Source organism: Prosthecobacter sp. SYSU 5D2 (assembly GCF_039655865.1).
Taxonomy (GTDB): Bacteria; Verrucomicrobiota; Verrucomicrobiia; order Verrucomicrobiales; family Verrucomicrobiaceae; genus Prosthecobacter.
Genome location: NZ_JBBYXL010000017.1, coordinates 19,257 through 40,640 on the forward strand (window position 1 = coordinate 19,257; position 21,384 = coordinate 40,640).

The window sequence follows — 21,384 nt, forward strand, 5'->3', positions numbered from 1 at the left end:
GATCCGATTCTCCTCCCGACATGTCACCCAGTCCCTCAGACGCTCATTCCCAGCCGACCAGCAGCGCCACGGGGCCATCACGTCCAGTTCCTGAGCGGTTCATCGTTTCCAAGGGCACGTTGCGCTGGGATCGCTTCATGAATTCGGCCATCGTCTTTGGTGGCATCGGCATCATCGTGGCAGTGTTTGGCATCTTTGCTTTCATTGCCCTGGAAATCGCGCCGCTGTTCAAAGGGGCGCATATTGAGGAGAAAAGCCAGGTGCTGCTGGCCGCGCCCGAGGGCGCGGTGGTGGGGCTGGATGAATGGTCCGAACTGCCGTTTTACTTCGATGGCGGAGCCGGGGTGGTGTTTCAGCCTGTGAAGGGGGGCGCAGCCCAGCGCCTGCCCACGGGCCTGCCGGAGGGCACCGAGATCACAGCCAAGCGGCATGATCCCCTGAAGGGGCGCGTGGTCATCGGCACGGCGGACGGGCAGGTGGGATTTGTGGGCGTGACGTATCTGTCTGAATATCAGGCGGAAGGTCCGGCCCTGGTGAAACCGTCTGTGAAAGCTGAGCCGCTGCTGGCAATGAAAGAGGGCGTAACCGCCCCGGTGCTGGACATGGACTATGCGGACGCGGGCGACAAAAAGCTGTTTGCGGCGATCCAGGAAGTGGACGGCCAGCGGACTTTGACAACACTTAGCCTGAGGCAGAAAAAGAGCCTGATGGGCAAAGGCAAAACGGAGGTGGATGGCCGCGATGACCTGACGGCATTGATGGAAGGTGCCAGGCCGCAGCGGGTGCTGGTGGCAGGCACGGCAGACAGCCTGCTGGCACTGACGGACGCGGGTGAGGTGATGTATTTCTTCCGTCTGAGCAGCGGCTGGGAGCTGCGGCAGCGGTTCAAGCCCTTCGATGGCGGGCAGGTGACAGGGGTGGACTACCTCTTCGGCCAGGTGAGTGTGGTCTGTTACAATGAGAAGGGGCAGGTGCGCATCTACAGCCTGTTTGTGCCGGAAGGCGGAACCATGCGGCTGTTCGGCCTGACCAAGGAATTTCAGCCCATTGACGGACCCATCACTTTCTATCGGGCCAGCCAGCGGAACAAATCCTTCCTGGTGGGCAATAAAAAGGAATGCGCTCTCTGTTATGCCACGACAGCCAGTGTGCGCCGCCATGTGGACCTGCCGTTTGAGGCCGTTTCCGTGGCGATGGATGCCAAGGCGGAGCACATGGGATTCCTGGACACCCAGGGCAAGATGCATCTCTATGAGATTAGCGATCCGCACCCGGAAGCAGGCTGGCGGGCCTTCTTTGGCGAGGTGTGGTATGAAGGATTCGCAAAGCCCAAGTATGAGTGGCAGAGCACCAGCGGCACAGATGACTTTGAGCCGAAGCTGTCACTGATTCCTCTGATCGCCGGGTCGCTGAAGGGGACGTTTTATGCGATGCTTTTCGCTGTGCCCATCGCCCTGCTGGCGGCGATTTATACTTCGCAGTTTCTGGCACCGGGCATGAAGCGGATTGTAAAGCCCTCCATGGAGATCATGGCCTCCCTGCCCTCCGTGGTGCTGGGTTTCCTGGCGGCGCTGTGGCTGGCGCCCTTGATCGAAAACCGGATACCCTCCATCCTGCTGGCCATCGTTTCCATCCCGGTTTCCGCCAGCCTGCTGGGCCTTCTCTGGGGGCAGATGCCCATCGCCCGCCGCAACCGTCTGCCAAAGGGGACCGAATACATGCTCATCGCCCCCGTGATGCTTGTCTTTGCCTGGGCGGGCTGGCATCTGGGGCCTGCGCTGGAGGAGGCGGTGTTCGTCGCCACCATGCCGGACGGCTCCCAGATCGCGGACTTCCGCCTGTGGTGGCCGCGCTTCACGGGCATGTCCTATGACCAGCGCAACTGCATGGTGGTCGGTTTCATGATGGGCTTTGCGGTGATCCCGGTCATCTTCACCATCGCGGAGGATGCGCTTTCAAACGTGCCACCATCGCTCACTTCGGCCTCAGAAGCGCTCGGGGCCTCCCGCTGGCAGGTGGTCAGGACGGTGGTTCTGCCGATCGCCTCCGCTGGCATTCTTTCAGCCATCATGATCGGCCTGGGGCGTGCGGTGGGGGAAACGATGGTGGTCGTGATGGCCACGGGAAACACGCCGCTGTTTGATGAATCTGGAAATTTCATTCTGGGCGACTTTGGCATCGGCAATGGTCAGTTTCCGCTGGCTAGTCACTGGAACCCCTTCAACGGCATGCGCACACTTTCGGCCAACATTGCGGTGGAACTGCCGGAGGCCGCCCAGGGCTCCACGCATTACCGCACGCTTTTCCTCGGTGCCCTGGTACTGTTTGCGATGACCTTTGTCCTGAACACCGCCGCCGAGGTGATGCGCCAGAAACTGCGCGAGAAATTTAAAATCGTCTGATGCCTGACGCGACTCCCCAATCCCCGGCCCGCACGAAAGGCGAGGTCAAAGTATGGCTCACCGCTGCCGGTCTGGCCGTGGGCCTGCTCATGATTAGCGGCCTGCTGCTGCTCATCGCGGCCAACGGCCTGTCGGTCTTCTGGCCGGACCGGGTGGCGGTCTATACCCTCAAAGAAGGCGACCAGGAAAAACAGATCGCCGGCAGGCTGGTGAAGACGCAGCAGCGCCGGAAGGCGGACGGCAGCTTTGCCACCGAGCACCAGCTTTTCACCGGCAACAAGGATGCGTATAACCTGGGCTTCCGTTACATCAATGACCTGGACATTGTGGCCCGGACGGAGACCAAGGGCGTTTATGTGGCGGAGCGCATGGAATATGGCGACTCCATCTTCACCCCGGTGCGGCTGGAGCTGGCGGATGGCCGGAAGATCAATGGAGAAGACGCCGCTTTCGCCGAAGAATTCAAACGCCTGGTCAAGGCTGGCAATGACCGCCGGGCGGAGATCCTGAAGATCGAGAAGCACCAGATTGGCGACATCAATGCACGTATGAAGCGGCTGGAGATCCGCTCCCGCACGGAGGATGTGAAGGCGGAGATCGCGGAGGAGCAGGCGCTTTATCAAACCCTGGCCGACCAGGCGCAAAAGCTGCGTACGGAGCAAACGGCGGACAAGCTCATCTACAAGCTGGCCTCAGGCGAAGAGCGGACTCAGAACCTCGGCGACATCCTGCATTTTTATCAGCCGAATGACATCGGCCTGATCGGTCAGACGGGCGTCTTTCTGCATGGCATCTGGGAGTTCCTGACGGCGGAACCGCGCGAGGCGAACATGGAGGGCGGCATCTTCCCGGCCATCTTCGGCACGTTTGTGATGACGCTGCTGATGGCCGTCATGGTGACGCCGTTCGGCATCATCGCGGCAATTTATCTGCGGGAATATGCGCGGCAGGGGCTGATGGTTCAGATCGTCCGCATCTGCGTGAACAATCTTGCCGGGGTGCCCTCGATTGTGTTCGGTGTATTTGGCCTGGGCTTCTTTGTTTATGGCGTCGGCGGGTTCATTGATGGCGGGGTGCAGTATCCCATGGCCCCCGCCTGGTGGTTTGCCTCCGGCTTTGGGTCCATCGGCTGCATCGGCATCGCAGTCTATCTTTCCACCCACAACCGGACGGCCATCCCCACCCAGCAGAAGCGGCAGAAATTCCTTCACCGGGTGGAAGGGCTGCTGTGGATCACGAGTGTGTTTTTGCTGATCGTCACCGTCGCCCGCTGCCCGTATTTCCATGGCTTTTTCAGCGACAGCCTGCCCACGCCGACCTTTGGCACCGGAGGCATCCTCTGGGCATCGCTGACACTGGCGCTGATGACGCTGCCGGTGGTCATCGTGGCGACGGAAGAGGCCCTGGTGGCCGTGCCGCGCGGCGTGCGCGAGGCCGCGCTGGCCTGCGGTGCCTCCAAGTGGCAGACCATCCAGCGCATCGTCCTGCCCAGTGCCCTGCCGGGTGTCATGACAGGCGTCATTCTGGCCATGGCGCGTGGTGCGGGTGAGGTGGCACCGCTGATGATTACCGGGGTGGTGAAACTGGCCCCTTCCCTGCCGCTGGACACCTCCTGGCCCTTCATCCATGCGGAGCGCAAATTCATGCATCTGGGCTTTCACATCTATGACCTGGGCTTCCAGTCCCCGGACTCCGAAGGGGCCAAGCCGATGGTCTTTGCCACCACGCTGCTTTTGATCCTCCTCGTCGTCGCCCTGAACCTCGCGGCGATCAATATCCGCGCACGGTTGCGGAAGAAGTATCAGGCGAGTGCTTTTTGATTCGGCACGCTTGTTTATCAGACTCCTTGGTTCTCAGTTCTCTTATCCCCAATGTCCCATCCTTCCCCCAGCCCGGCTTTCATCAAGGTGGACCAGTTTTCCTTCTGGTATGGGCCGAAGCAGGTGCTGCATGACATCACCCTGGACATCCCGGAGAATGAGATCACGGCCTTCATCGGCCCCTCCGGCTGCGGCAAGACGACGCTGCTTAGGAACATCAACCGGATGAACGATCTGGTGGACGGCATCCAGCACAAAGGGGACATCTACATTGACGGCCAGAGCCTGTATGACCCGGATGTGGAGGTCATCTCCCTGCGCAAGCGCGTGGGCATGGTCTTCCAGAAGTACAATCCCTTCCCCAAAAGCATCTACGAAAACGTCATCTTCTCCCTGCGCGTGGCAGGCCGGAATGGCAAAAGCGAGCTGGACGAAGTGGTGGAAAAAAGCCTGCGCGGTGCGGCCCTGTGGGATGAGGTAAAGGACAAGCTACATGAGAGCGCCTTTGGCCTTTCCGGCGGTCAGCAGCAGCGCCTGTGCATCGCCCGGGCGATTGCCAACCGGCCGCAGATCCTGCTGATGGATGAGCCCTGCGCCGCGCTGGACCCGGTGGCCACCTTGAAGATCGAGGAACTGATGCATGGCCTGAAGCAGGAGTTCACCATCGTCATCGTCACGCACAACATGGAGCAGGCGAAACGCTGTGCAGACCGGACGGCGTTTTTCTATCTGGGCAAGCTGATCGAATTCCGGCCCACGCTGGATCTTTTCAGCACACCAAAGGATCCGCAGACAGAGGCGTACGTGCGCGGGAAGTTTAGTTGAGGGGGTGGGATGATAGGAAGCGAAAGTGTGGACACAGCACGGTCCTTGGCGAATTTACCAGGTGTCCGAAATCCTCGACCAATCCTTCCAATGCACATCCGTTCCGCCGGAGATGATGGACCGTTTGTGGAACTCGGGCTGGCGGCATTTCGGGATCACCTTTTTCCGGTATAACTTCACCTTGGATAAGGATGGAATACGTACCATCACACCGCTTCGCCTGGATTTGGAAAAGTTCACTCCGAGCAAAAGCCAGCGGCGGGTACTGAGGAAAAATGAAGATGTGCGCTGTGAGTTTGTCCCGGCCTCTTTGTCCGATGAGGCCCGGCAGATGTTTCAGCGGCACAAGCGGCGGTTCCATGACATGGTGCCGGAAGACCTGGATACCTTTTTATCCGAATCGCCCGCCACACTCCCCTGCCCCTGCCGGGAATGCCGGGTGTATCTGGGGGAGGAACTCATCGCCATCAGCTACCTGGATGTGGGTGAAAACGCGACCTCGGCAGTCTATGGACTCTTCGAGCCGGAGCACTCCGCGCGCAGCCTGGGCACCTATACGATGCTAAAAGAAATCGAATACAGCCAGGCGCTGGGCTGCCGTTTTTATTACCCAGGATACGCCACTCATGAGCCCAGCCAATACGACTACAAAAAGCAGCTTCATGGCCTGGAAAAGCTGGACTGGGAAAGGGGCGAATGGGTGCCCCAAGCAAGGCTCAAAGGCTGATTTATAAAGGCTTCATGCAATTGATTCGCAACCACATCTTAGGGGTAAAGCCATCCAATCCTTGCATTACAGCCGTTATCCCTTTGAATCAATACAACCACCCGCAACCCGATACGACTTATGACACTGAATCCTACCCTGACGAAGCTGCTGAATGAGCAGATCAACAATGAAATGTCCTCCAGCTATGTTTACCTGGCCATGGCCGCCTGGTTCGAGCAGACACCCTACATGGGCTTTGCGAGCTGGATGTTTAACCAGAGCCGCGAAGAGACCATGCACGCGCTGAAATTCTACCAATACGTGGTGGACCGTGATGCCGTCGTGGTGCTGGAGCCCATCGCCAAACCGAAGGCCGTTTTTGAATCCCCGATTGACGTGTTTGAGCACAGCCTGAAGCAGGAGCAACTGGTCACCCAGCAGATCAATGACCTGTATGATGTGGCCGAGCAGGTGAAAGATCACTCCTCCAAGAACCTGCTCCTCTGGTTCCTCAATGAGCAGATCGAGGAGGAAAAAACGGTGCGTGACATGCTGGACCGCCTGAAGCTGGCCGGCACAGATCCTGCCAGCCTTCTCGTCCTGGACCGTGAGGCCGCCCAGCGGCAGTCGCCAACAGGTGGCGGCGGCGGTCATGGCAAGCACTAATCTTATTTTATCCCTTGTTAGACTGACCGGCCCGGAATCTCCAGGCCGGTCTTTTTTTGACCCAGCGCCTAACTTATTTTAGTTCAGCGAATCCGCAGAAGACACTGGAGCTCTCCGGCGGGCGCAGAGGCAGCGGCTCATCATTGTCCAGGTATTCGCGGCAGGCGGCGAAGAACTCCGGCTCCGTGCTGACACGGCGGATGCGGTATTCGAGCTGGCCCTCAGCGATGCCGGTGGTGATATAGACCATGTAACGCTTCATCTTTTGCACATGGAGGTTCGTCTCGAAGTGCGGATGGAAAGCGGCGGTGACGTCATACAGGGCCTGGATGTATTCCAGCATGTTACGGCCCGTGCGGGTCTGGACAGGGCGGCCTTCCCAATGCGCGCGCAGGTGGTCAAACAGCCAGGGATGACGGATGGCCCCGCGCCCGAGCATGAGCCCGGCGGCTCCGGTTTGCTGAAGGTAAGCAATGCCCGTGGGCACATCCACCACATTGCCATTGGCGATGACCGGACAGGGCATCGCCTGCACCGCCATGGCCACACATTCCGGATGCACCGCCGTTTTATAAGCATCCCGCACGGTGCGGCCGTGGACGGTGAGGCCGTTGATGGCGTGTTTTTGAAAAACCTCCAGCAGCCGGGGAAACTCGGCCTTGTCCGTGAAGCCGAGCCGGCATTTCACGGTGAAACGGCCCTGCACGGTGTCCCGCAGCACTCGCAGGATCTCATCCACACGCTCGGGCTGGCGCAAAAGACCGCCACCGGCATCCTTGCGGCAGACGACCGGCGCGGGGCAGCCGAGATTGAGGTCGATCCCGGCGACGGGATACTTTTCCAGCTGCTGCGCCGTGCGGATGAGGGCGGGGATGTCCTGGCCGATCATCTGCGCGATGACCGGCACCCCCGTTTCATTTTCCGTGATGGATTTGAGGATGGTGGCATCCGGCTTGGAGTCCGGGGTGACGCGGAAGTATTCCGTCACAAACAGATCCGGCGCGCCATATCGGGCGATGAGCCGCATGAACGGCAGGTCCGTTACGTCCTGCATGGGGGCAAGGACGAGGGCCGGACGGTGGCTGGGAAGGAGGCTGCGCACCACACACGCCTGCGCTCAGAGAGCCCGCCCGTCAAGCCGGAGCCGCGAAACAATCGTAACAATGATTTGCTATTGCCAGGAACGGGACGAGTCTGCGCCTGCAAGTTACCCTGGTGAAGGCTAAGCTAAGTTGTTCATCAGGTGATTCTTTGGATTCGGTGATGTTCTGAAATCCGATAACGGAGCTTGAGTGGTGTTCATCAGGAGGAACGGCTCAAGTTAACGTTATGAATACCAAAATGTATGTGGGCAACCTGCCCTTCACAGCCATGGAGTCCGAACTCCGTGCCCTCTTCAATGACTACGGCACCGTGACCGATATGCACCTGCCGATGGATCATGCCACCGGCCGGCCGCGTGGTTTTGCTTTCGTCACCATGGATTCTGCCATGGCCATGAATGAGGCTATCACAGCTCTCAATGGCAAAGACTTCGGTGGTCGCGCCCTGACCATCAATGAAGCCCGTCCGAAAGAAGACCGTCCTGCCTATTCCGGCGGTGGCGGTGGTGGCAACCGTGGCGGCGGCGGTGGCCGTGGCGGCTACGGTGGTGGTGGCGGCGGTGGCCGTTATTAATCCCTGCTGACAGCCTAAAAACCTGTTCCGAACCCGCATCGTTTAAGCCTCACGGTTTTCATGATGCGGGTTTTTTGTGACTTGCCCCCCTTGAGCGACTGCTTAACTGATGAACATCAGGCGATGATCTCAGGCAGCTGCCCGGCAAAGCTCGCATCCGGCAGATCCTCAGCCATGGCCGAGGAACGCACCGCCACATCCAGCGGTATGGCACGGCCGCCCTGAAGCTGTGCAGAGGCCTCCCCAATGAGCCGCTACAGATGCGCCGCCAGGGCCAATCGCCTCCCGCACCCTATGGCCGCACTGGCTCAGATTGGCCATCTCCCGTGTATTCAGATCGGCCAGGGTCGCCCAGATAAAGGCATCCAGCCCGGCTTCGGGAATAAAGTTGCGGTAGGCCTCAGCAGCGATGGCAAAGCCGTCCGGCACCTTGCCCCCCCCTTGGCAGAAAGCTTGTGCACCATCTCCCCGAGCGAAGCATTCTTGCAACCCACCAGAGGCACGTCAGCAATGGTGATGTCGGCAAACCACCGGATGTAGCTGGAATGGTGCTCTCATAGGCTCATGATAGCAGCGCTCACGGAAGGCACCTTGCGAAGATGCTGAGATTATTGCGCTGCCGGCTGGGCTGATTTTATCGCAGGAGGGAACGCCGGATGATTTTAAAAATGGAGTATCACAACTGTGCAAGCATTGCTTTGTGTTAACCCTGGCATAAAAGACATTAGGTGGACAAAGCGGGCGTGCCATTCGAAGCCGGGCGGGAGAAGATCAGCCCGTCCTTCGCTCCACGAGCTTCGGAGGGCATTCTAAACTCGAATCACCTCTCTAAATTCTGCATTTTCGAAGAGTTTGTCCGGGATGGGCGCAGCCGCTTTTTGGCAAATGCAATGCCTGAGCCTGTTTTGATATAACGCTCAAAATCCAACGCTTGATTTCGATCTGAAAAAGCAAGGTAAGTTTCCAGAGTCCAGGGCAGGTATTTCTTGGTATGAACGGACTTTCCCGCATTGTGATCCAACAGCCTCTGCCGCAGATCCTCGGTGAATCCCGTGTAAACTTGGTCTGTTGCTGCCTGGCTGCGGATCAGATAGACGTAGTACATAGCATTTCGTATCGGGAAAGATGGCGTGCCATTCGAAGCCGGGCGGGTAAAGATCAGCCCGGTCCTTCGCTCTTCGAGCTTCGGAGGGCATTCTTCACCTCCCAAAGTCGGCGAAGAATGGCGGACAGAGAGGGATTCGAACCCTCGGAACATTTTACTGTTCACACGCTTTCCAGGCGAGCCCGATCGACCACTCTGGCATCTGTCCGTTTACCGATGCCGTTTCTGGCAGCGGGCTAATACCATGGTGCCTTCTCAGACGGGCTGCAAGTGATTTTGAGGGGAGTTTGTCATCTCGTTCATGACCGGGAGGCAGGGTGGTGGAAGACAGGGTTCCAGGCTTGCTTGGGACGCCTTCCCGGTGGTAAGACGGAGGTCTGCATGACAACTGGCTTTTCTGACTCTCTGAAAAAATTCCTCCATCCCCGGGGCGTGATCGCGGTGCTGGTGGTGGATGAGGTACCTGATGCGGTGCCTGTGGCACGGGCACTCCTGGCGGGCGGGGTGGACTGCATCGAGCTGACGCTGCGCACACCGGTGGCGATGGATGTACTGCGCTGCCTGCGGACGGAAGTGCCGGAGATGCAAGTGGGCGTGGGGACCATCCTGACGCTGGGCCAGGTGAATGAGGTGAAGGAGGCAGGAGCGTCCTTTGGCGTGGCCCCGGGGATGAACCCGAAGGTGGTGGCGGAGGCGCAGCGCATCGGCCTGCCGTTTGCGCCAGGCATCTGCACGCCGACGGACATTGAGCTGGCGGTGGAGCAGGGCTGCCGGTTGCTGAAGTTTTTCCCTTCAGAGCCTTCCGGCGGGCTGAACTATCTGCGGGCAATTGCAGCCCCGTTTGCGCATCTGGACGTGAAATACATTCCGTTAGGCGGGGTGAATCTGGGCAATGCGGAGGCCTATTTGCAGGAGCCCTGTGTGCAGGCTCTCGGCGGATCCTGGCTGGCGCCGAGGGAGCTGATCCTGAAAAAGGACTGGCAGGCCATCACGGCGAATGCGCGGGCGGTGCGGGAGATCGTCAACCGTTTGCGCGGGGGTGAATCATGAACCGGGTGGTGACGCTGGGGGAGATCATGGCGCGGCTGGCGGCACCAGGGCATCTGCGCTTCCAGCAGGCGATGCCGGGCAGCCTGGAGGTGACCTTTGCGGGAGCGGAGGCGAGTGTGGCCATGTCCATTGCACATCTGGGCGGTGAGGCGGTGTTTGTGACAGCGCTGCCGGACCATGCCATCGCCGATGCCTGTGTGGCGAATCTGCGCGCCGTGGGTGTGGAGACGCGGCACATCGTGCGCACAGCGGAGGGCCGGCTGGGTTTGTACTTCCTGGAAACAGGGGCAAACCAGCGCGCAGGCCAGGTGATCTATGACCGCGAGGGCTCGTCCATGGCAGTGACTCCGGCAGAGGCTTATGACTGGGCGGGCATTTTCGAAAGGGCGGAATGGTTGCTCATCTCAGGCATCACGCCGGCGATATCTAAAAACGCGGCGGAGGTAGCGCGGGTGGCCATGGAAGAGGCCTCCAGCCGTGGCGTGAAGGTGGCCTGTGACATGAATTTCCGCAGCAAGCTATGGCGCTGGGAACCTAGCCTCAGCGCACCGGAACTGGCCACCCGGACGATGCGGGAGCTGATGCCGATGGTGGACCTGTTCATCGGCGGGCGGGAGGATGCGGTGCAGATGCTGGGCCTGGAGGTGGATGGGCTGGAGCCGGAGGAAGTGGCACGGCGCATCGTGCAGGAATATCCCCGCATCCGGCGCGTGGCGATGACGCTGCGGGAGGGGATCTCCGCCACGCATAACAATTGGGCAGGCCTGCTCTATATGGCGGATTTGGATGCCGCTTTCCAGGCTCCTCTACGGCAGGAGGACGGCATGCTGGAGCCGTATGAGATCCGCCACATGGTGGACCGTCTGGGCGGCGGCGATGCCTTCACAGCCGGACTGCTCTTTGCGCTCACAACACCTGATTTGCAGGAGCCGGAAACGGCCGTGGCCTTCGCCGTGGCGGCCTCCTGCCTGGCGCATTCCATCCAGGGAGATTTTAATTACACCACCCGCGCAGAGGTGGAGGCACTGATGGGTGGGGACAGCTCGGGAAGGGTGAAGCGGTGAAATCAACGCAAGCTCTGCAGGCGCTCCTGGCGCAGGCATTCGACTTCATGAAGCAAGTCGAGAATGAGCTTGAGGCCGGTGTCGTTGACGGCGCAGGTGGCGCGGAGATGCTCGATGCGGCGGAGCTGGCGCAGCGTTTCTTCATCGAAGAGGGGAGCCTCTTCCGCCGGGGCCGGGACGGCGCGGATGAAGCCCTGCTCCTGATAACGGATGATGGTCTGGCCATCCAGGCCGGTGAGGCTGGTGATGACATCCAGAGTGTATTGGGCATCCGTTTCGGCCTCGTAAAGAGGCAGGTCTGCACGGTGGGAAGTGGGATCAGCGGGCATGGCGTGCGGAGGGGGCGAAAGGTGATCAGACGGCGCGTGGGCGGAAGGTGGAGGTGGCGCGGAGTTGTTCCCAAAGAGCGCGCTCTTCATCGCTGAGGCTGGTGGGAAGCTGGACGTTGAGGACGACGTAAAAATCACCCCGGTCACCGCTTTTGCCTTTGGGCAGGCCCTTGTTCCGGGCACGGAGCTTCTGGCCGTTTTCGGCCCCGGCGGGGATGCGCAGTTTGATGGAGCCGTCCAGGGTGGGAACGACGACTTCGGCACCGAGCACGGCCTCCCACGGGGCGATGTCCAGCTCATGATAAATGTCCGCCTCGCGGCTGCTGAAGTCGGGATGGGTGGCGTGGCGGACGCGCAGGAAGAGATCTCCCGCAGAGCCACCACCATGGCCGGGCTCCCCATGACCGGGCACGCGGATGCGGCGGCCGTCGGTGGCACCCGGGGGGATGCGGACCTGGAATTCCTGCGTCTGCACCTGGCCGGTCTGGCGGTTGACCGTCTGCATGGAAATGGGGCGGATGGTGCCGTGCATGGCCTCTGAAAGGGTGACCAGGATGTCGCCCTCAATGTCGCTGCCCCGGCGGGGGCGCGGGCTGCCTTGCTGGGCATAAGCCTGGCTGAAGCCGGCCTCATCCTGCGGGAAGCCGTAGCGGGTGCCGCCGCTGAAGTATTGCTCAAAGAAGTCGCTGAAGCCGGTGCCGCCAAAGTGGAACTCCTGCTGCGGGCCGCTGCCGGGCGGCGGCGGCGGTGGTGAATACCCGCCCTCATCATCGCGCCAACGCGCGCCGAGGAGGTCGTATTTTTTCCGTTTGTCCGGGTCGCTCAGGACCTCATAGGCCTCGTTGATCTCCTTGAACTTTTCCTCGGCTCCCTGCTTGTCCTTGGCCACATCCGGGTGATGCTTGCGGGCCAGTTTGCGGAAGGCCTTTTTGATGTCATCATCGCTGGCCTCCCGGGCGACTCCGAGGCTGGCGTAGTAATCTTTAAATTCAGCAGGCATGGGATGGCAAAGAGGATGGGTGCGGAACAGGCTACTTCCGGCGAAACCGCACCAGGTAGTTTTCTTTGAGAAGGTCCTTCACCTCGCTGATTTTTTCAAAACCGGCGGCGGTAAATTCGGCCTCAAAGACTTCCTGCCCGGCGCGGACATGGCCCAGGATGAATTCGCTGCTCTCACCGGGGATGCGTTTAAAATCAATGAGGACAATTTCACCGCCCGGTTTGATGGCTTTGTGCAGGGTGGCCAGGCTGGCCTGGGGATACTCAAAGTGATGATAAACATCACAGATGAAGGCAAGATCAATGGAGGCCTCCGGCAGCTCCACACTGCGCTCCGTGCCCAGCACCGTTTCAACATTGGTTAGGCTGGCCTTGGAGGCCCGTGCACGGATGTGCTCGAGAAAGTTTTTGGCGATCTCGACGGCATACACCTTGCCTCCATCCCCCACCGCCTGGGCAAAGGGCAGAATAAAAAGGCCCGTGCCTGCACCAATGTCCGCCACGGTCATACCCGGCTTGAGGCCGAGCGCTGAGACGATCTGGTCACGGTTGTGATAGATCTCGCGGCTTTCGACCTCGAACCTTTGCGTCCATTCCTCCACCTTCAGCTGAGGGTCGAGAAACTTGTCATTGATGCCCGGTTTGACACTGGTCTCCTGGGCCCCCAGGGAGGCGGCAAGCAGGAGGCTGGCGAGGAGGGTGCAGAGAGATTTCATAAACGGGCAAGCTGAACCGGTGAATGCACTTGTGGTTATTCCTCCAGGAGGCTGCGGAGCATCCAGGCCGTCTTTTCATGAAGCTGGATGCGCTGGGTAAGGAGGTCGGCACTGGCTTCATCGGCGGCTTTTTCCACCACCGGGAAGATGGAGCGGGCGGTGCGGACGACGGCCTCATGACTGGTGACCAGAATCGCCACCATCTCCTTGGCCTTCGGCACGCCGGAGACCTCCTTGATGCTGCTCAGCTTCACAAAGTCCGCATACGTGCCAGGCGCATGCATGCCCAGGGATCGGATGCGCTCCGCGATGGTGTCCACGGCGAGCGCCAGCTCCGTGTAATGCGTCTCAAACATCACATGCAGCGTCTGGAACATAGGTCCCGTGACGTTCCAATGGAAATTATGCGTCTGCAGATAGAGCGTGTAGCTGTCGGCCAGCAGGCGGGAAAGCCCGGCGGCGATCTTGGTGCGGTCCTTTTCGCTGATTCCAATGTCAATGAGAGGCGGGGCGGTCTTGGTTTTCATAAGCGTAAACTAGAATAACGAATGCCGCTGAAAGACGGCATGAATTTGATGCGCGTTTGCTGCCGGTCAATGAGCGTTCATTGACTGGACCAGCCCCAAATATGCACGCTCTGACCGCACACTGCCACCGGACAGACGATTATTTCAGGATCCGCACCATGGGCGTGCCCATGTTCATCGGAGGCTCCAGGATGCCCAGCGCCGCACACAGTGTGGAGGCGATATCGGAGATACCAAACGCATCGGCATACCGGCCTGGCTTGAAAGCGGAGCCGTAAAAGATCACCGGCACATGCGTGTCATAGGAATAAGGGGAACCGTGGGTGGTGCCGGTGCCCGCCTTGCCGCTGCCGGGGATGAGGTAGGGCTTTAGCACAAACACGATGTCTCCGCTGCGCTCACCATTGAAGCCTTTGGTTATGCGCTGGCCGATGACGCCAGGCGCCCGACCGTCCAGGAGCTGGTCGCGGCCATACACGGCGTGGATCACCCCGGTGGAAAAAGCCCACTCACGGACAAAGGCGGTGACGGTTTCCGGGGTGAGCTGTTTTTCCAGCAGCGCAGGGTGGTTGAAGAACAGGCTGTTATTGCTGAGCGTCGGCTTGTTCCCAATCTTGGCTCCCAGGAAATATCGGCCGGGGCCGAAACGCTCGACCAGTTTGTTTTGCAGGTCGGTCATCATCTCAGACATCGGCGGGCGGCCACCGTCCAGGCCCTGGGTGCGGGCCTGCTCCGGGATGGGGCAGACGGCGTGGTCAGCCGTCAAAACCAGGGAGATATTTTCCATGCCGATCTTCTGATCCAGGAAGGCAAAGAGATCCTTGAACTGCCGGTCCATGCGCAGGGTGAGGTCATGCACTTCCTGGGAATACGGGCCGAACTTGTGGCCGCAGTAGTCATTGGAGGAAAAGGAGATGCAAAGCAGGTCCGGCTGGCTCCCCTGCCCCAGTTTTTCACCCTCGATGGCGGCCTTGGCAAACTCCGCCAGAAGCTGGTTGCCAAACGGCGTGGAGAGCACGGCCTCGTAGCCGCCTTTTTTCTCCTGGAGCACTTTGTGCGGAAAGGTGCGGGTGGTCTCACCACTCAGGGTGTTCTCACTTTCGACGTCATCGGGATTCGGATATTCCTTGGCATCCAGCAGGCGGTCCCAGGTCTGGCCGATGAAGGACTCCGGCAGCTTGCGCTCGTTGAAGGTCTGCACCCAGGCAGGCAGCTCCTTCATGTAGTAGCTGCTGGTGATGAAGTTGCCCGTGGCGGACTCGAACCAAAAGGCCCCGGCAGGCTTTTTGCCGCCCGGCAGGATGGCGCCCCGGTCCTTGATGGCCATGGCCACCACCTTGGACCCCCAGTGCAGGCGCATCTGGTCAGCCACGGTGGAGCCGATAAAATTGCGCGGGGACATCTTGCCAGCTTTGGTTTCAGGGTCCGTGCCCACGCCAGTGACATCAGTGTCCTGCACACAGTACATGCTCTGGCCGGTACGCTTGTCATACCAGTCATTGCCGATGATGCCGTGCATCATGGGGGAGCTGCCGCTGAAAAAACTGGCATGGCCCGGGGCCGTGACGGTGGGCCCGTAATCATACTGCGCGGCGGTCATGAACGCGCCGCCATCCGTCAGCAGCTTCAGGCCGCCATCTTCAAACTGGTGATGAAAGCGCTCCAGGTATTCATAGCACAACTGGTCCACCACGATGGCGACGACGAGTTTCGGTGGTGGGTTCGGGGCGGCGGCCTGGATGCCAGGCAGACAGACGGCGGTGAGGACGAAAAGCAGGATGGATTGAAGCTTCATCAGTGAGGTTGGGAGGGAGGAGTCAAACGTCACGGCGGACGCGGATATTCGCAGGAGGCAGATTTGTTTTAACGGGAAGTCACGCAACAGGGGAAAGTAAAACTTACAGCCATCTTCCAGGGCGGAGGCGAATTGGTCATGTGCGCCATTTTTGTTCATCGGGCGCTCTTTCATTGAATCCTTCTATCCTTATGAAAACCTTCCCCTGCTCCAATGTAAAAGTCGGCATCCTGGCGATAGTCCTGGCTGCCGTCGCCGCCAGCCTTCCTGACGCCAATGCCGGCGAAAAAGTGGCCATTGTCAATCTACCACCGCCGGTGACCCTCGCCATCCTGGACCGTTTCCCTGACGCCCGTTTTACCGAGGCTGAGGCAGAAACTGAAAACGGTGTGGTGAAGTATGAAGTGGAGATCAAAAGCGGCGGCAAAGATATTGACATTGAGGTCGCCGCAGATGGCCGTATTCTGAAAATTGACGACTGATCCGGCGGCGGCATTACCGCGCGCCATTTCAATGACAGCCCCTTTGTGCCCTCCGGTCAGAGGGGCTGCTTTTGCATCAGGCAGTCTTCGTCTCGAAAGGAAACCAGCCCCGGGTGCGCTGGCACACACGCACCAGGAAAAGCATGAGCGGCACCTCAATGAGCACTCCGACGACCGTGGCCAGGGCCGCGCCGGAACTGAGGCCAAAGAGCATGACGGCCGTCGCAATGGCCACTTCAAAATGATTGGAGGCCCCAATCATGGCGCTGGGGGCTGCATCCTCGTAACTGAATTTCATGACCTTGGCGGCCAGATAGGTGATGCCAAAAATGAGCAGCGTCTGCAGGGTCAGCGGAACAGCGATCCACAGGATCGTCAGCGGATTGGCCAGGATGGTCTCACCTTTGAAGCTGAACAGAAGCACCAGGGTGGCGAGCAGGGCGATGATGGAGACGGGCGTGAGGAAGTGCAGAAATTTCTTCGCGAACCACTCCGGCCCTTTCACCTTCATGATCCACAGGCGCGAGGCGTAACCCGCCACCAATGGCAGCGCCACATAAATGCCCACGGAGAGCAGCAGCGCCTCCCACGGCACAGGCATTTGATTGATGCCCAGAAGCCAGCCGCCGAGCAGGCCGTAAAGGAAAAGCATGGTGAGTGAATTCACCGCCACCATGATGAGCGTGTGCCCCTGGTTGCCTTTGGCCAGGTAACTCCAGACCAGCACCATGGCCGTGCACGGGGCAATGCCAAGCAGGATGGCCCCGGCGATGTAGGAGCGGTAAAGTTCAACTTCCGAACCGTCTTTCACGACCTCCGTGCCAGGCAGCAGGTCCTTGAAAAAGAATCCAAGAAAGAGCGTCGCGATAGCCAGCATGGTGAAGGGCTTGACAGCCCAGTTGACAAAGAGGGTCAGGAACACCGGACGGGGATTGCGCCCAGCCTTCACCACCTCTCCAAAATCAATTTTCACCATGATGGGATACATCATAAAAAACAGGCAGATGGCGATGGGAATGGAGACGACCGGCGCGCCGTTCACGTAGATGGACATGCCATCAAGCGTCTGCGCCAGCCCGGGTGCCACCTTGCCCAAGGCAATGCCGGCGACGATGCACAGGCCGACCCAAAGGGTGAGCTGGCGCTCAAAGAGACTCATGGATTTGGTTTCGTTGCTCATGGTGCACCACCGTTGTTTGGCTTTATGGCCAAGTAAAGATTTATTTGGCAATTTTACCAAATGAATGGCTTATGCAGGCACCCCATCTGCCCGACTCAGTGCCGCGACGTAAAAAGTCTGCGTCCTTTTTCACCTCGGCCCGTCTCCCCCGCTGAACCGCAACGGCATTCCGCCGGACGGCAAACCAAACCCATCAAAGTAAAAGACCATGACAACGATGACTCAAAAACAGACGCACCAGAACGACAGCCTGCGGCAGGGAGTGCGGGAGCATTACGCCAAGATTGTGGAATCCACCGGCTGCGGCTGTGCGCCCACCTGCTGCACGCCGGGCGCAGATCAACGGGATGTGGCGGAGGTTTCCCAAAAACTGGGCTACAGTGCCGAGCAGACAGGGGCCGTGCCGGAAGGGGCCAACCTGGGAGTGGGCTGTGGCAATCCGCATGCCATCGCCGCCTTGCAGGCCGGACAGACGGTGCTGGATCTGGGCAGCGGCGCGGGATTCGATGTCTTCCTGGCAGCCCGTGCCGTGGGGCCTGCGGGCCGGGTCATCGGTGTGGACATGACACCGGTCATGATCTCCAAGGCACGGGAAAATGCGCTGAAGACCGGCCTGGAAAACACGGATTTTCGGCTGGGTGAGATCGAGCATCTGCCCGTGGCGGATGCGACGGTGGACGTGATTCTGTCCAACTGTGTGATCAATCTTTCTCCGGACAAAGGCCAGGTCTTTGCCGAGGCCGCACGTGTTCTGAAACCCGGCGGCAGACTGGCCATCTCCGATGTGGTGGCGCTGAAGCCGGTGCCGGAGGAGATGCGCACGGACATGCTGCTGTATGCCGGCTGTGCCTCCGGCGCGGCAGAGATCGCTGAGCTGGAAAAGCTGCTGGGTGAAGCCGGTTTTGAAAACATCCGCATCACGCCCAAGCCGGAAAGCCGCGAGGTGATCCGTGACTGGTTCCCTGGAAAAGGACTGGAGGAACTGTTCGCCTCCGCCACCCTTGAGGCTGTCAAACCCGCCGCCATCGCCTGAGCATGACCGTCACCCTGGAAGACATCTGGTCCCAGTTCGCCACCCGTCTGCGTCATTTCATACGCGGGCGGGTGGCGGATGAATCAGCCGCCGAGGACATCCTGCAAAATGTTTTTGTGAAGATCCAGCAGCGGCTTGGCCAGTTGCGTGGACTGGAGAAACTGGAGAGCTGGATTTTTCAAATCACCCGCAATGCCATTGTGGACCATCACCGCCAGGTAAAACCTGCTGAGCCGCTGGATGAGGAGACCGCACCTGCGGAGATGCTCTCCAGCTTCCGCGATGATCCGGAGGCCATCACCTTGCTGGCGGCCTTTCGCCGGATGATCAGCGAGCTGCCGGAGACGTATCGTGAAGCGATAGAACTCACCGAGCTGCAAGGCCTCACCCAGCAGGAGCTGGCGGAACGAATGGGCATCTCCCTTTCCGGCGCGAAATCCCGCGTGCAACGGGGCCGGGCACTGCTGAAGGAGATGCTGCTGGAGTGCTGCCGTTTTGAATTCGACCGGCGCGGCGGCATCGTCGAGTGCGAGCCGAAAAAGAGGGCCTCCTGCAAAGAGTGCTGAAGCTGGATATCAGCCGAGGATGGTCGCAAGACCGTCCTTCTTCCAGCGTTCCGTAGCGATGCCCGTGCGCCTTTTTTCCCTTTTCTCAACCTGCCTCCTCACGCTTGCCATTGCCTCATCAGGCTTCGCTGAGCGGCCTAACATCCTGCTGATACTGCCGGACCAGATGCGTGCCAGTGCCATGGGCTGCGATGGCAATGAAGAGGTCAAAACACCGCACATTGACCGGCTGGCGGCGGAAGGCATGATGTTTAAGCGCACCTATGCCAACGTGCCGGTGTGCTGTCCGGCGCGGGCCATTTTGATGACGGGCACTTATCCACATGTGAACGGCATGGTGGCCAATGATCTGCGGCTGCGGGAGGAGCACGTGACCATTGCCGAGCAGCTCCAGGAGGCGGGCTACCGCACCGGGTTCATCGGCAAATGGCACCTGGATGGCGGGCCGCGTGATCCCGGATTTGTGCCACCGGGGCCGCGCCGGCAGGGTTTTGAATTTTGGGCCGCCTATGAGTGCCATCACAAGCACTTTGAGCCGGACTACTTCCGGGATACACCGGAGCGCATCGTGGTGAACAAATTTGAGCCGGAAGCCTCCTGTGATTTTGCCGTGGAGTTCCTGAAATCACAGCCCAAAGAGAGGCCGTTTTTCCTGACCGTGCAGATGGGGCCGCCGCATGATCCCTACGGCGCTCCGGAGGAATACATGAATCAATACGATGCCCCCAAACTGACGCCGGATAAAAGCTGGCAAGAGGGCAGCGAAACTCGCCCGACACCGAAGAAGGGTCTTCGCCGGGGACCGCTGGCCAACCGCTTTGTCCCGCTCGGCGGCAAGGAGGAAATCGCCGCCTACTATGCGGCGATCACGGCCATTGATGACCAGGTGGGCCGCCTGCTGGCCACCCTGAAAGAAACCGGCGCGGATGAAAACACCATCATCCTTTTCACCTCGGATCATGGCGACATGCTGGGCAATCATGGCATGCGGCGCAAGCGCAAGCCGCACGATGAATCCGCCCGCGTGCCGGGCATCATCCGCTGGCCCGCCCGCGTGCCGAAGGGCAAGTCCGTGGACACCCTTTTCAGCCATGTGGACATGCCCCCGACCCTCTTGGCCCTGGCCGGACTGCCCGTGCCAGAGGTGATGCAAGGCGCCGACCTGTCCCGCGTGGCGCTGGGTGAAACGACCGAAGGACCCGAGGCCGTGCTGCTGCAAATCTTCGTCCCTTTTAACCCCGATGGCATCGCCAGACCCTGGCGCGGCATCATCACCGCAGACTACACCTATGCGCGGTATGAGGAGGAGCCATGGGTGCTGTTTAATGACAAAGCTGACCCGCACCAGATGACAAACCTGGCGTCGGATGCCGCTGCCTCCCCCCTGCGTGAAAAGCTGGATGCCCAGCTCACCGCGCTGATGAAAAAACATGGCGATGCCTGGAGCTTTAACTCCTCTGAAATCGTCGAAGAAGGCGGCCGCCTGTATAAGAACAGCACCTTTTACACCGTCCAGGAATACCTGGAATGGGCCAAGGAGAATAACAAAGAGTAAGGCAGAATCAGCAGCCCTCCATTACCGGAACATCAGCACCGGGATCTGGCAGGTGCGCACCATCGTGGTAGTGGTGCTGCCGAGGATGAACTGGCGGATGGGGCTGTGGCCATAGGCACCCATGACCAGGAGGTCAATCTCGCTGGTCTTGACAACGTTGGCGATGATCTCCTCAGGGGAACCCGCTTCTGCCGCAGCAACGACAGTGAAACCGACGCTCCGCAGTTTCTCAGCCGCTTCCTCCAGAAAGTAACGGGCGTTGTCATCCACCTTGCCAGCCCGCAGGAGGTGGCAATGACAGCCTTTCAGCAGCGGGCTGTTCATCACAAAATCCACCGCCTTCAGCACACTGGGGCCGCCATCATAGGCGATGAGGAAACGCTGGATGGGCTTGAATGCACGGGCGGCAACAAGCACAGGACGCACGCTGGTACGGATGACGCGCTCCACCTGGCCACCGAGGTGGCCTTTGGCAAAATTGGCGTGCTCGCCGCGCTTGCCGATGACCACCAGCTCAGCGGCAGGCTCCAGTTCCTCCAGCGTTTCCGCCAGCGAACCATGGCGCTGCACAGTCTCCACCTGGGAGATGCCTGCGGCCTGGAGCTGCTTTTCGGCATCTTCCAGAATGGCCTTGCCCTTCAGGCGGGCCACACGGGCCTGATTTTCCTCCAGCTTGACCAGTTCTGCGGTAAGTTCAGCCGAGGCATCGAAGCCGATGGCACCGGTGAAATCCGCCCCCATGGCATGTTCACGATGGGGATCGAGCACGTGTAAAACGCGGATGCCAGCGCCCATGCGTGAGGCCGCCCAGGCGCTGTGTTGATAAACGCTCGGCGCGTATTGGGAACCGTCGGTGCAGGCAAGAATCGTTGACATAAGTTGGG

General features: G+C 59.9%; 21 protein-coding genes and 1 tRNA gene. 12 read left to right on the forward strand and 10 right to left on the reverse strand.

What is annotated here, in order from left to right; translation table 11 throughout:
* Positions 1 to 20 precede the first annotated feature (20 nt).
* The 5 genes from WJU23_RS22825 to WJU23_RS22845 all read left to right on the forward strand — a co-directional run bounded on the left by WJU23_RS22825 (position 21) and on the right by WJU23_RS22845 (position 6,422).
* On the forward strand, positions 21 to 2,402 hold the full coding sequence (locus WJU23_RS22825) for an ABC transporter permease subunit (protein WP_346334950.1): 2,382 nt from the start codon (positions 21 to 23) through the stop codon (positions 2,400 to 2,402).
* Positions 2,402 to 4,222 carry an ABC transporter permease subunit gene (locus WJU23_RS22830; protein WP_346334951.1) on the forward strand — a complete coding sequence of 607 codons (1,821 nt, stop codon included), beginning with the start codon at positions 2,402 to 2,404 and terminating at the stop codon, positions 4,220 to 4,222. Before WJU23_RS22825 ends, WJU23_RS22830 begins: the two co-directional genes overlap by 1 nt.
* Before the next feature lie 51 nt (positions 4,223 to 4,273).
* A complete protein-coding gene (pstB, locus tag WJU23_RS22835; protein WP_346334952.1) occupies positions 4,274 to 5,047 on the forward strand; it encodes a phosphate ABC transporter ATP-binding protein PstB in 774 nt (257 codons plus the stop codon).
* A gap of 112 nt (positions 5,048 to 5,159) precedes the next feature.
* Positions 5,160 to 5,774, forward strand: a complete 615-nt coding sequence (locus WJU23_RS22840) for a GNAT family N-acetyltransferase (RefSeq protein ID WP_346334953.1) — start codon at positions 5,160 to 5,162, stop codon at positions 5,772 to 5,774.
* A gap of 120 nt (positions 5,775 to 5,894) precedes the next feature.
* Positions 5,895 to 6,422, forward strand: coding sequence for a ferritin (locus tag WJU23_RS22845; RefSeq protein ID WP_346334954.1), 528 nt, complete (start codon positions 5,895 to 5,897; stop codon positions 6,420 to 6,422).
* A 73-nt stretch (positions 6,423 to 6,495) separates the two neighbouring features.
* Here WJU23_RS22845 and WJU23_RS22850 read toward each other — a convergent pair whose 3' ends face one another.
* Positions 6,496 to 7,476, reverse strand: coding sequence for a tRNA-dihydrouridine synthase family protein (locus tag WJU23_RS22850; protein ID WP_346334955.1), 981 nt, complete (start codon positions 7,474 to 7,476; stop codon positions 6,496 to 6,498).
* Positions 7,477 to 7,751: 275 nt separating this feature from the next.
* Here WJU23_RS22850 and WJU23_RS22855 point away from each other — a divergent pair, with 275 nt between their 5' ends.
* The gene (locus WJU23_RS22855; protein ID WP_346334956.1) at positions 7,752 to 8,099 is read left to right on the forward strand and encodes an RNA-binding protein; all 348 of its coding nucleotides are present in this window, start codon (positions 7,752 to 7,754) and stop codon (positions 8,097 to 8,099) included.
* 820 nt (positions 8,100 to 8,919) lie between these two features.
* On the opposite strand, the gene WJU23_RS22860 is transcribed toward WJU23_RS22855, so the two are convergent.
* Both WJU23_RS22860 and WJU23_RS22865 read right to left on the reverse strand, forming a co-directional pair.
* Positions 8,920 to 9,204, reverse strand: coding sequence for a GIY-YIG nuclease family protein (locus WJU23_RS22860; RefSeq protein WP_346334957.1), 285 nt, complete (start codon positions 9,202 to 9,204; stop codon positions 8,920 to 8,922).
* A gap of 118 nt (positions 9,205 to 9,322) precedes the next feature.
* Positions 9,323 to 9,412, reverse strand: a tRNA-Ser gene (locus WJU23_RS22865).
* A 173-nt stretch (positions 9,413 to 9,585) separates the two neighbouring features.
* On the opposite strand from WJU23_RS22865, the gene eda reads away from it, so the two are divergent.
* On the forward strand, positions 9,586 to 10,254 hold the full coding sequence (gene eda, locus WJU23_RS22870) for a bifunctional 4-hydroxy-2-oxoglutarate aldolase/2-dehydro-3-deoxy-phosphogluconate aldolase (protein ID WP_346334958.1): 669 nt from the start codon (positions 9,586 to 9,588) through the stop codon (positions 10,252 to 10,254).
* Positions 10,251 to 11,318 carry a sugar kinase gene (locus WJU23_RS22875; protein WP_346334959.1) on the forward strand — a complete coding sequence of 356 codons (1,068 nt, stop codon included), beginning with the start codon at positions 10,251 to 10,253 and terminating at the stop codon, positions 11,316 to 11,318. The genes eda and WJU23_RS22875 overlap by 4 nt, the downstream gene beginning before the upstream one ends.
* Positions 11,319 to 11,320: 2 nt before the next feature.
* Here WJU23_RS22875 and WJU23_RS22880 read toward each other — a convergent pair whose 3' ends face one another.
* The 5 genes from WJU23_RS22880 to WJU23_RS22900 all read right to left on the reverse strand — a co-directional run bounded on the left by WJU23_RS22880 (position 11,321) and on the right by WJU23_RS22900 (position 15,684).
* Positions 11,321 to 11,647 (reverse strand): chaperone modulator CbpM, encoded by a 327-nt coding sequence (locus WJU23_RS22880; protein ID WP_346334960.1) that lies wholly within the window; start codon positions 11,645 to 11,647, stop codon positions 11,321 to 11,323.
* Between the two features lie 25 nt (positions 11,648 to 11,672).
* Positions 11,673 to 12,647 (reverse strand): J domain-containing protein, encoded by a 975-nt coding sequence (locus tag WJU23_RS22885; protein WP_346334961.1) that lies wholly within the window; start codon positions 12,645 to 12,647, stop codon positions 11,673 to 11,675.
* 31 nt (positions 12,648 to 12,678) lie between these two features.
* Positions 12,679 to 13,362, reverse strand: a complete 684-nt coding sequence (locus tag WJU23_RS22890) for a methyltransferase domain-containing protein (RefSeq protein WP_346334962.1) — start codon at positions 13,360 to 13,362, stop codon at positions 12,679 to 12,681.
* 35 nt (positions 13,363 to 13,397) lie between these two features.
* Positions 13,398 to 13,889 carry a Dps family protein gene (locus tag WJU23_RS22895; RefSeq protein WP_346334963.1) on the reverse strand — a complete coding sequence of 164 codons (492 nt, stop codon included), beginning with the start codon at positions 13,887 to 13,889 and terminating at the stop codon, positions 13,398 to 13,400.
* A 139-nt stretch (positions 13,890 to 14,028) separates the two neighbouring features.
* Positions 14,029 to 15,684, reverse strand: a complete 1,656-nt coding sequence (locus tag WJU23_RS22900) for an alkaline phosphatase family protein (RefSeq protein ID WP_346334964.1) — start codon at positions 15,682 to 15,684, stop codon at positions 14,029 to 14,031.
* A 191-nt stretch (positions 15,685 to 15,875) separates the two neighbouring features.
* Between WJU23_RS22900 and WJU23_RS22905 the strand changes: the two genes are divergently transcribed.
* On the forward strand, positions 15,876 to 16,166 hold the full coding sequence (locus tag WJU23_RS22905) for a hypothetical protein (RefSeq protein WP_346334965.1): 291 nt from the start codon (positions 15,876 to 15,878) through the stop codon (positions 16,164 to 16,166).
* Between the two features lie 76 nt (positions 16,167 to 16,242).
* On the opposite strand, the gene arsB is transcribed toward WJU23_RS22905, so the two are convergent.
* The gene (arsB, locus tag WJU23_RS22910; RefSeq protein ID WP_346334966.1) at positions 16,243 to 17,346 is read right to left on the reverse strand and encodes an ACR3 family arsenite efflux transporter; all 1,104 of its coding nucleotides are present in this window, start codon (positions 17,344 to 17,346) and stop codon (positions 16,243 to 16,245) included.
* Between the two features lie 217 nt (positions 17,347 to 17,563).
* Here arsB and WJU23_RS22915 point away from each other — a divergent pair, with 217 nt between their 5' ends.
* The 3 genes from WJU23_RS22915 to WJU23_RS22925 are packed head-to-tail and all read left to right on the forward strand — an operon-like array spanning position 17,564 to position 20,500.
* Positions 17,564 to 18,379, forward strand: coding sequence for an arsenite methyltransferase (locus WJU23_RS22915; RefSeq protein ID WP_346334978.1), 816 nt, complete (start codon positions 17,564 to 17,566; stop codon positions 18,377 to 18,379).
* A gap of 2 nt (positions 18,380 to 18,381) precedes the next feature.
* Positions 18,382 to 18,945 carry an RNA polymerase sigma factor SigZ gene (sigZ, locus tag WJU23_RS22920; RefSeq protein WP_346334967.1) on the forward strand — a complete coding sequence of 188 codons (564 nt, stop codon included), beginning with the start codon at positions 18,382 to 18,384 and terminating at the stop codon, positions 18,943 to 18,945.
* Positions 18,946 to 19,003: 58 nt separating this feature from the next.
* Positions 19,004 to 20,500, forward strand: coding sequence for a sulfatase (locus WJU23_RS22925; RefSeq protein ID WP_346334968.1), 1,497 nt, complete (start codon positions 19,004 to 19,006; stop codon positions 20,498 to 20,500).
* A 21-nt stretch (positions 20,501 to 20,521) separates the two neighbouring features.
* On the opposite strand, the gene WJU23_RS22930 is transcribed toward WJU23_RS22925, so the two are convergent.
* The gene (locus WJU23_RS22930; protein WP_346334969.1) at positions 20,522 to 21,376 is read right to left on the reverse strand and encodes a universal stress protein; all 855 of its coding nucleotides are present in this window, start codon (positions 21,374 to 21,376) and stop codon (positions 20,522 to 20,524) included.
* Positions 21,377 to 21,384 lie beyond the last annotated feature (8 nt).

What these genes read in the sequence shown, in the direction of transcription:
- WJU23_RS22915 (WP_346334978.1), top strand. Translation starts at nt 17,564, where the DNA reads ATGACTCAAAAACAGACGCACCAGAACGACAGCCTGCGGCAGGGAGTG.
- WJU23_RS22855 (WP_346334956.1), top strand. Translation starts at nt 7,752, where the DNA reads ATGAATACCAAAATGTATGTGGGCAACCTGCCCTTCACAGCCATGGAG.
- WJU23_RS22930 (WP_346334969.1), bottom strand. Translation starts at nt 21,376, where the DNA reads ATGTCAACGATTCTTGCCTGCACCGACGGTTCCCAATACGCGCCGAGC.
- WJU23_RS22880 (WP_346334960.1), bottom strand. Translation starts at nt 11,647, where the DNA reads ATGCCCGCTGATCCCACTTCCCACCGTGCAGACCTGCCTCTTTACGAG.
- WJU23_RS22925 (WP_346334968.1), top strand. Translation starts at nt 19,004, where the DNA reads ATGCCCGTGCGCCTTTTTTCCCTTTTCTCAACCTGCCTCCTCACGCTT.
- WJU23_RS22840 (WP_346334953.1), top strand. Translation starts at nt 5,160, where the DNA reads ATGATGGACCGTTTGTGGAACTCGGGCTGGCGGCATTTCGGGATCACC.
- WJU23_RS22875 (WP_346334959.1), top strand. Translation starts at nt 10,251, where the DNA reads ATGAACCGGGTGGTGACGCTGGGGGAGATCATGGCGCGGCTGGCGGCA.
- WJU23_RS22850 (WP_346334955.1), bottom strand. Translation starts at nt 7,476, where the DNA reads ATGCAGGACGTAACGGACCTGCCGTTCATGCGGCTCATCGCCCGATAT.
- eda (WP_346334958.1), top strand. Translation starts at nt 9,586, where the DNA reads ATGACAACTGGCTTTTCTGACTCTCTGAAAAAATTCCTCCATCCCCGG.
- WJU23_RS22860 (WP_346334957.1), bottom strand. Translation starts at nt 9,204, where the DNA reads ATGTACTACGTCTATCTGATCCGCAGCCAGGCAGCAACAGACCAAGTT.
- WJU23_RS22895 (WP_346334963.1), bottom strand. Translation starts at nt 13,889, where the DNA reads ATGAAAACCAAGACCGCCCCGCCTCTCATTGACATTGGAATCAGCGAA.
- sigZ (WP_346334967.1), top strand. Translation starts at nt 18,382, where the DNA reads ATGACCGTCACCCTGGAAGACATCTGGTCCCAGTTCGCCACCCGTCTG.
- WJU23_RS22830 (WP_346334951.1), top strand. Translation starts at nt 2,402, where the DNA reads ATGCCTGACGCGACTCCCCAATCCCCGGCCCGCACGAAAGGCGAGGTC.
- WJU23_RS22885 (WP_346334961.1), bottom strand. Translation starts at nt 12,647, where the DNA reads ATGCCTGCTGAATTTAAAGATTACTACGCCAGCCTCGGAGTCGCCCGG.
- arsB (WP_346334966.1), bottom strand. Translation starts at nt 17,346, where the DNA reads ATGAGCAACGAAACCAAATCCATGAGTCTCTTTGAGCGCCAGCTCACC.
- WJU23_RS22900 (WP_346334964.1), bottom strand. Translation starts at nt 15,684, where the DNA reads ATGAAGCTTCAATCCATCCTGCTTTTCGTCCTCACCGCCGTCTGTCTG.
- pstB (WP_346334952.1), top strand. Translation starts at nt 4,274, where the DNA reads ATGTCCCATCCTTCCCCCAGCCCGGCTTTCATCAAGGTGGACCAGTTT.
- WJU23_RS22890 (WP_346334962.1), bottom strand. Translation starts at nt 13,362, where the DNA reads ATGAAATCTCTCTGCACCCTCCTCGCCAGCCTCCTGCTTGCCGCCTCC.
- WJU23_RS22845 (WP_346334954.1), top strand. Translation starts at nt 5,895, where the DNA reads ATGACACTGAATCCTACCCTGACGAAGCTGCTGAATGAGCAGATCAAC.
- WJU23_RS22905 (WP_346334965.1), top strand. Translation starts at nt 15,876, where the DNA reads ATGAAAACCTTCCCCTGCTCCAATGTAAAAGTCGGCATCCTGGCGATA.
- WJU23_RS22825 (WP_346334950.1), top strand. Translation starts at nt 21, where the DNA reads ATGTCACCCAGTCCCTCAGACGCTCATTCCCAGCCGACCAGCAGCGCC.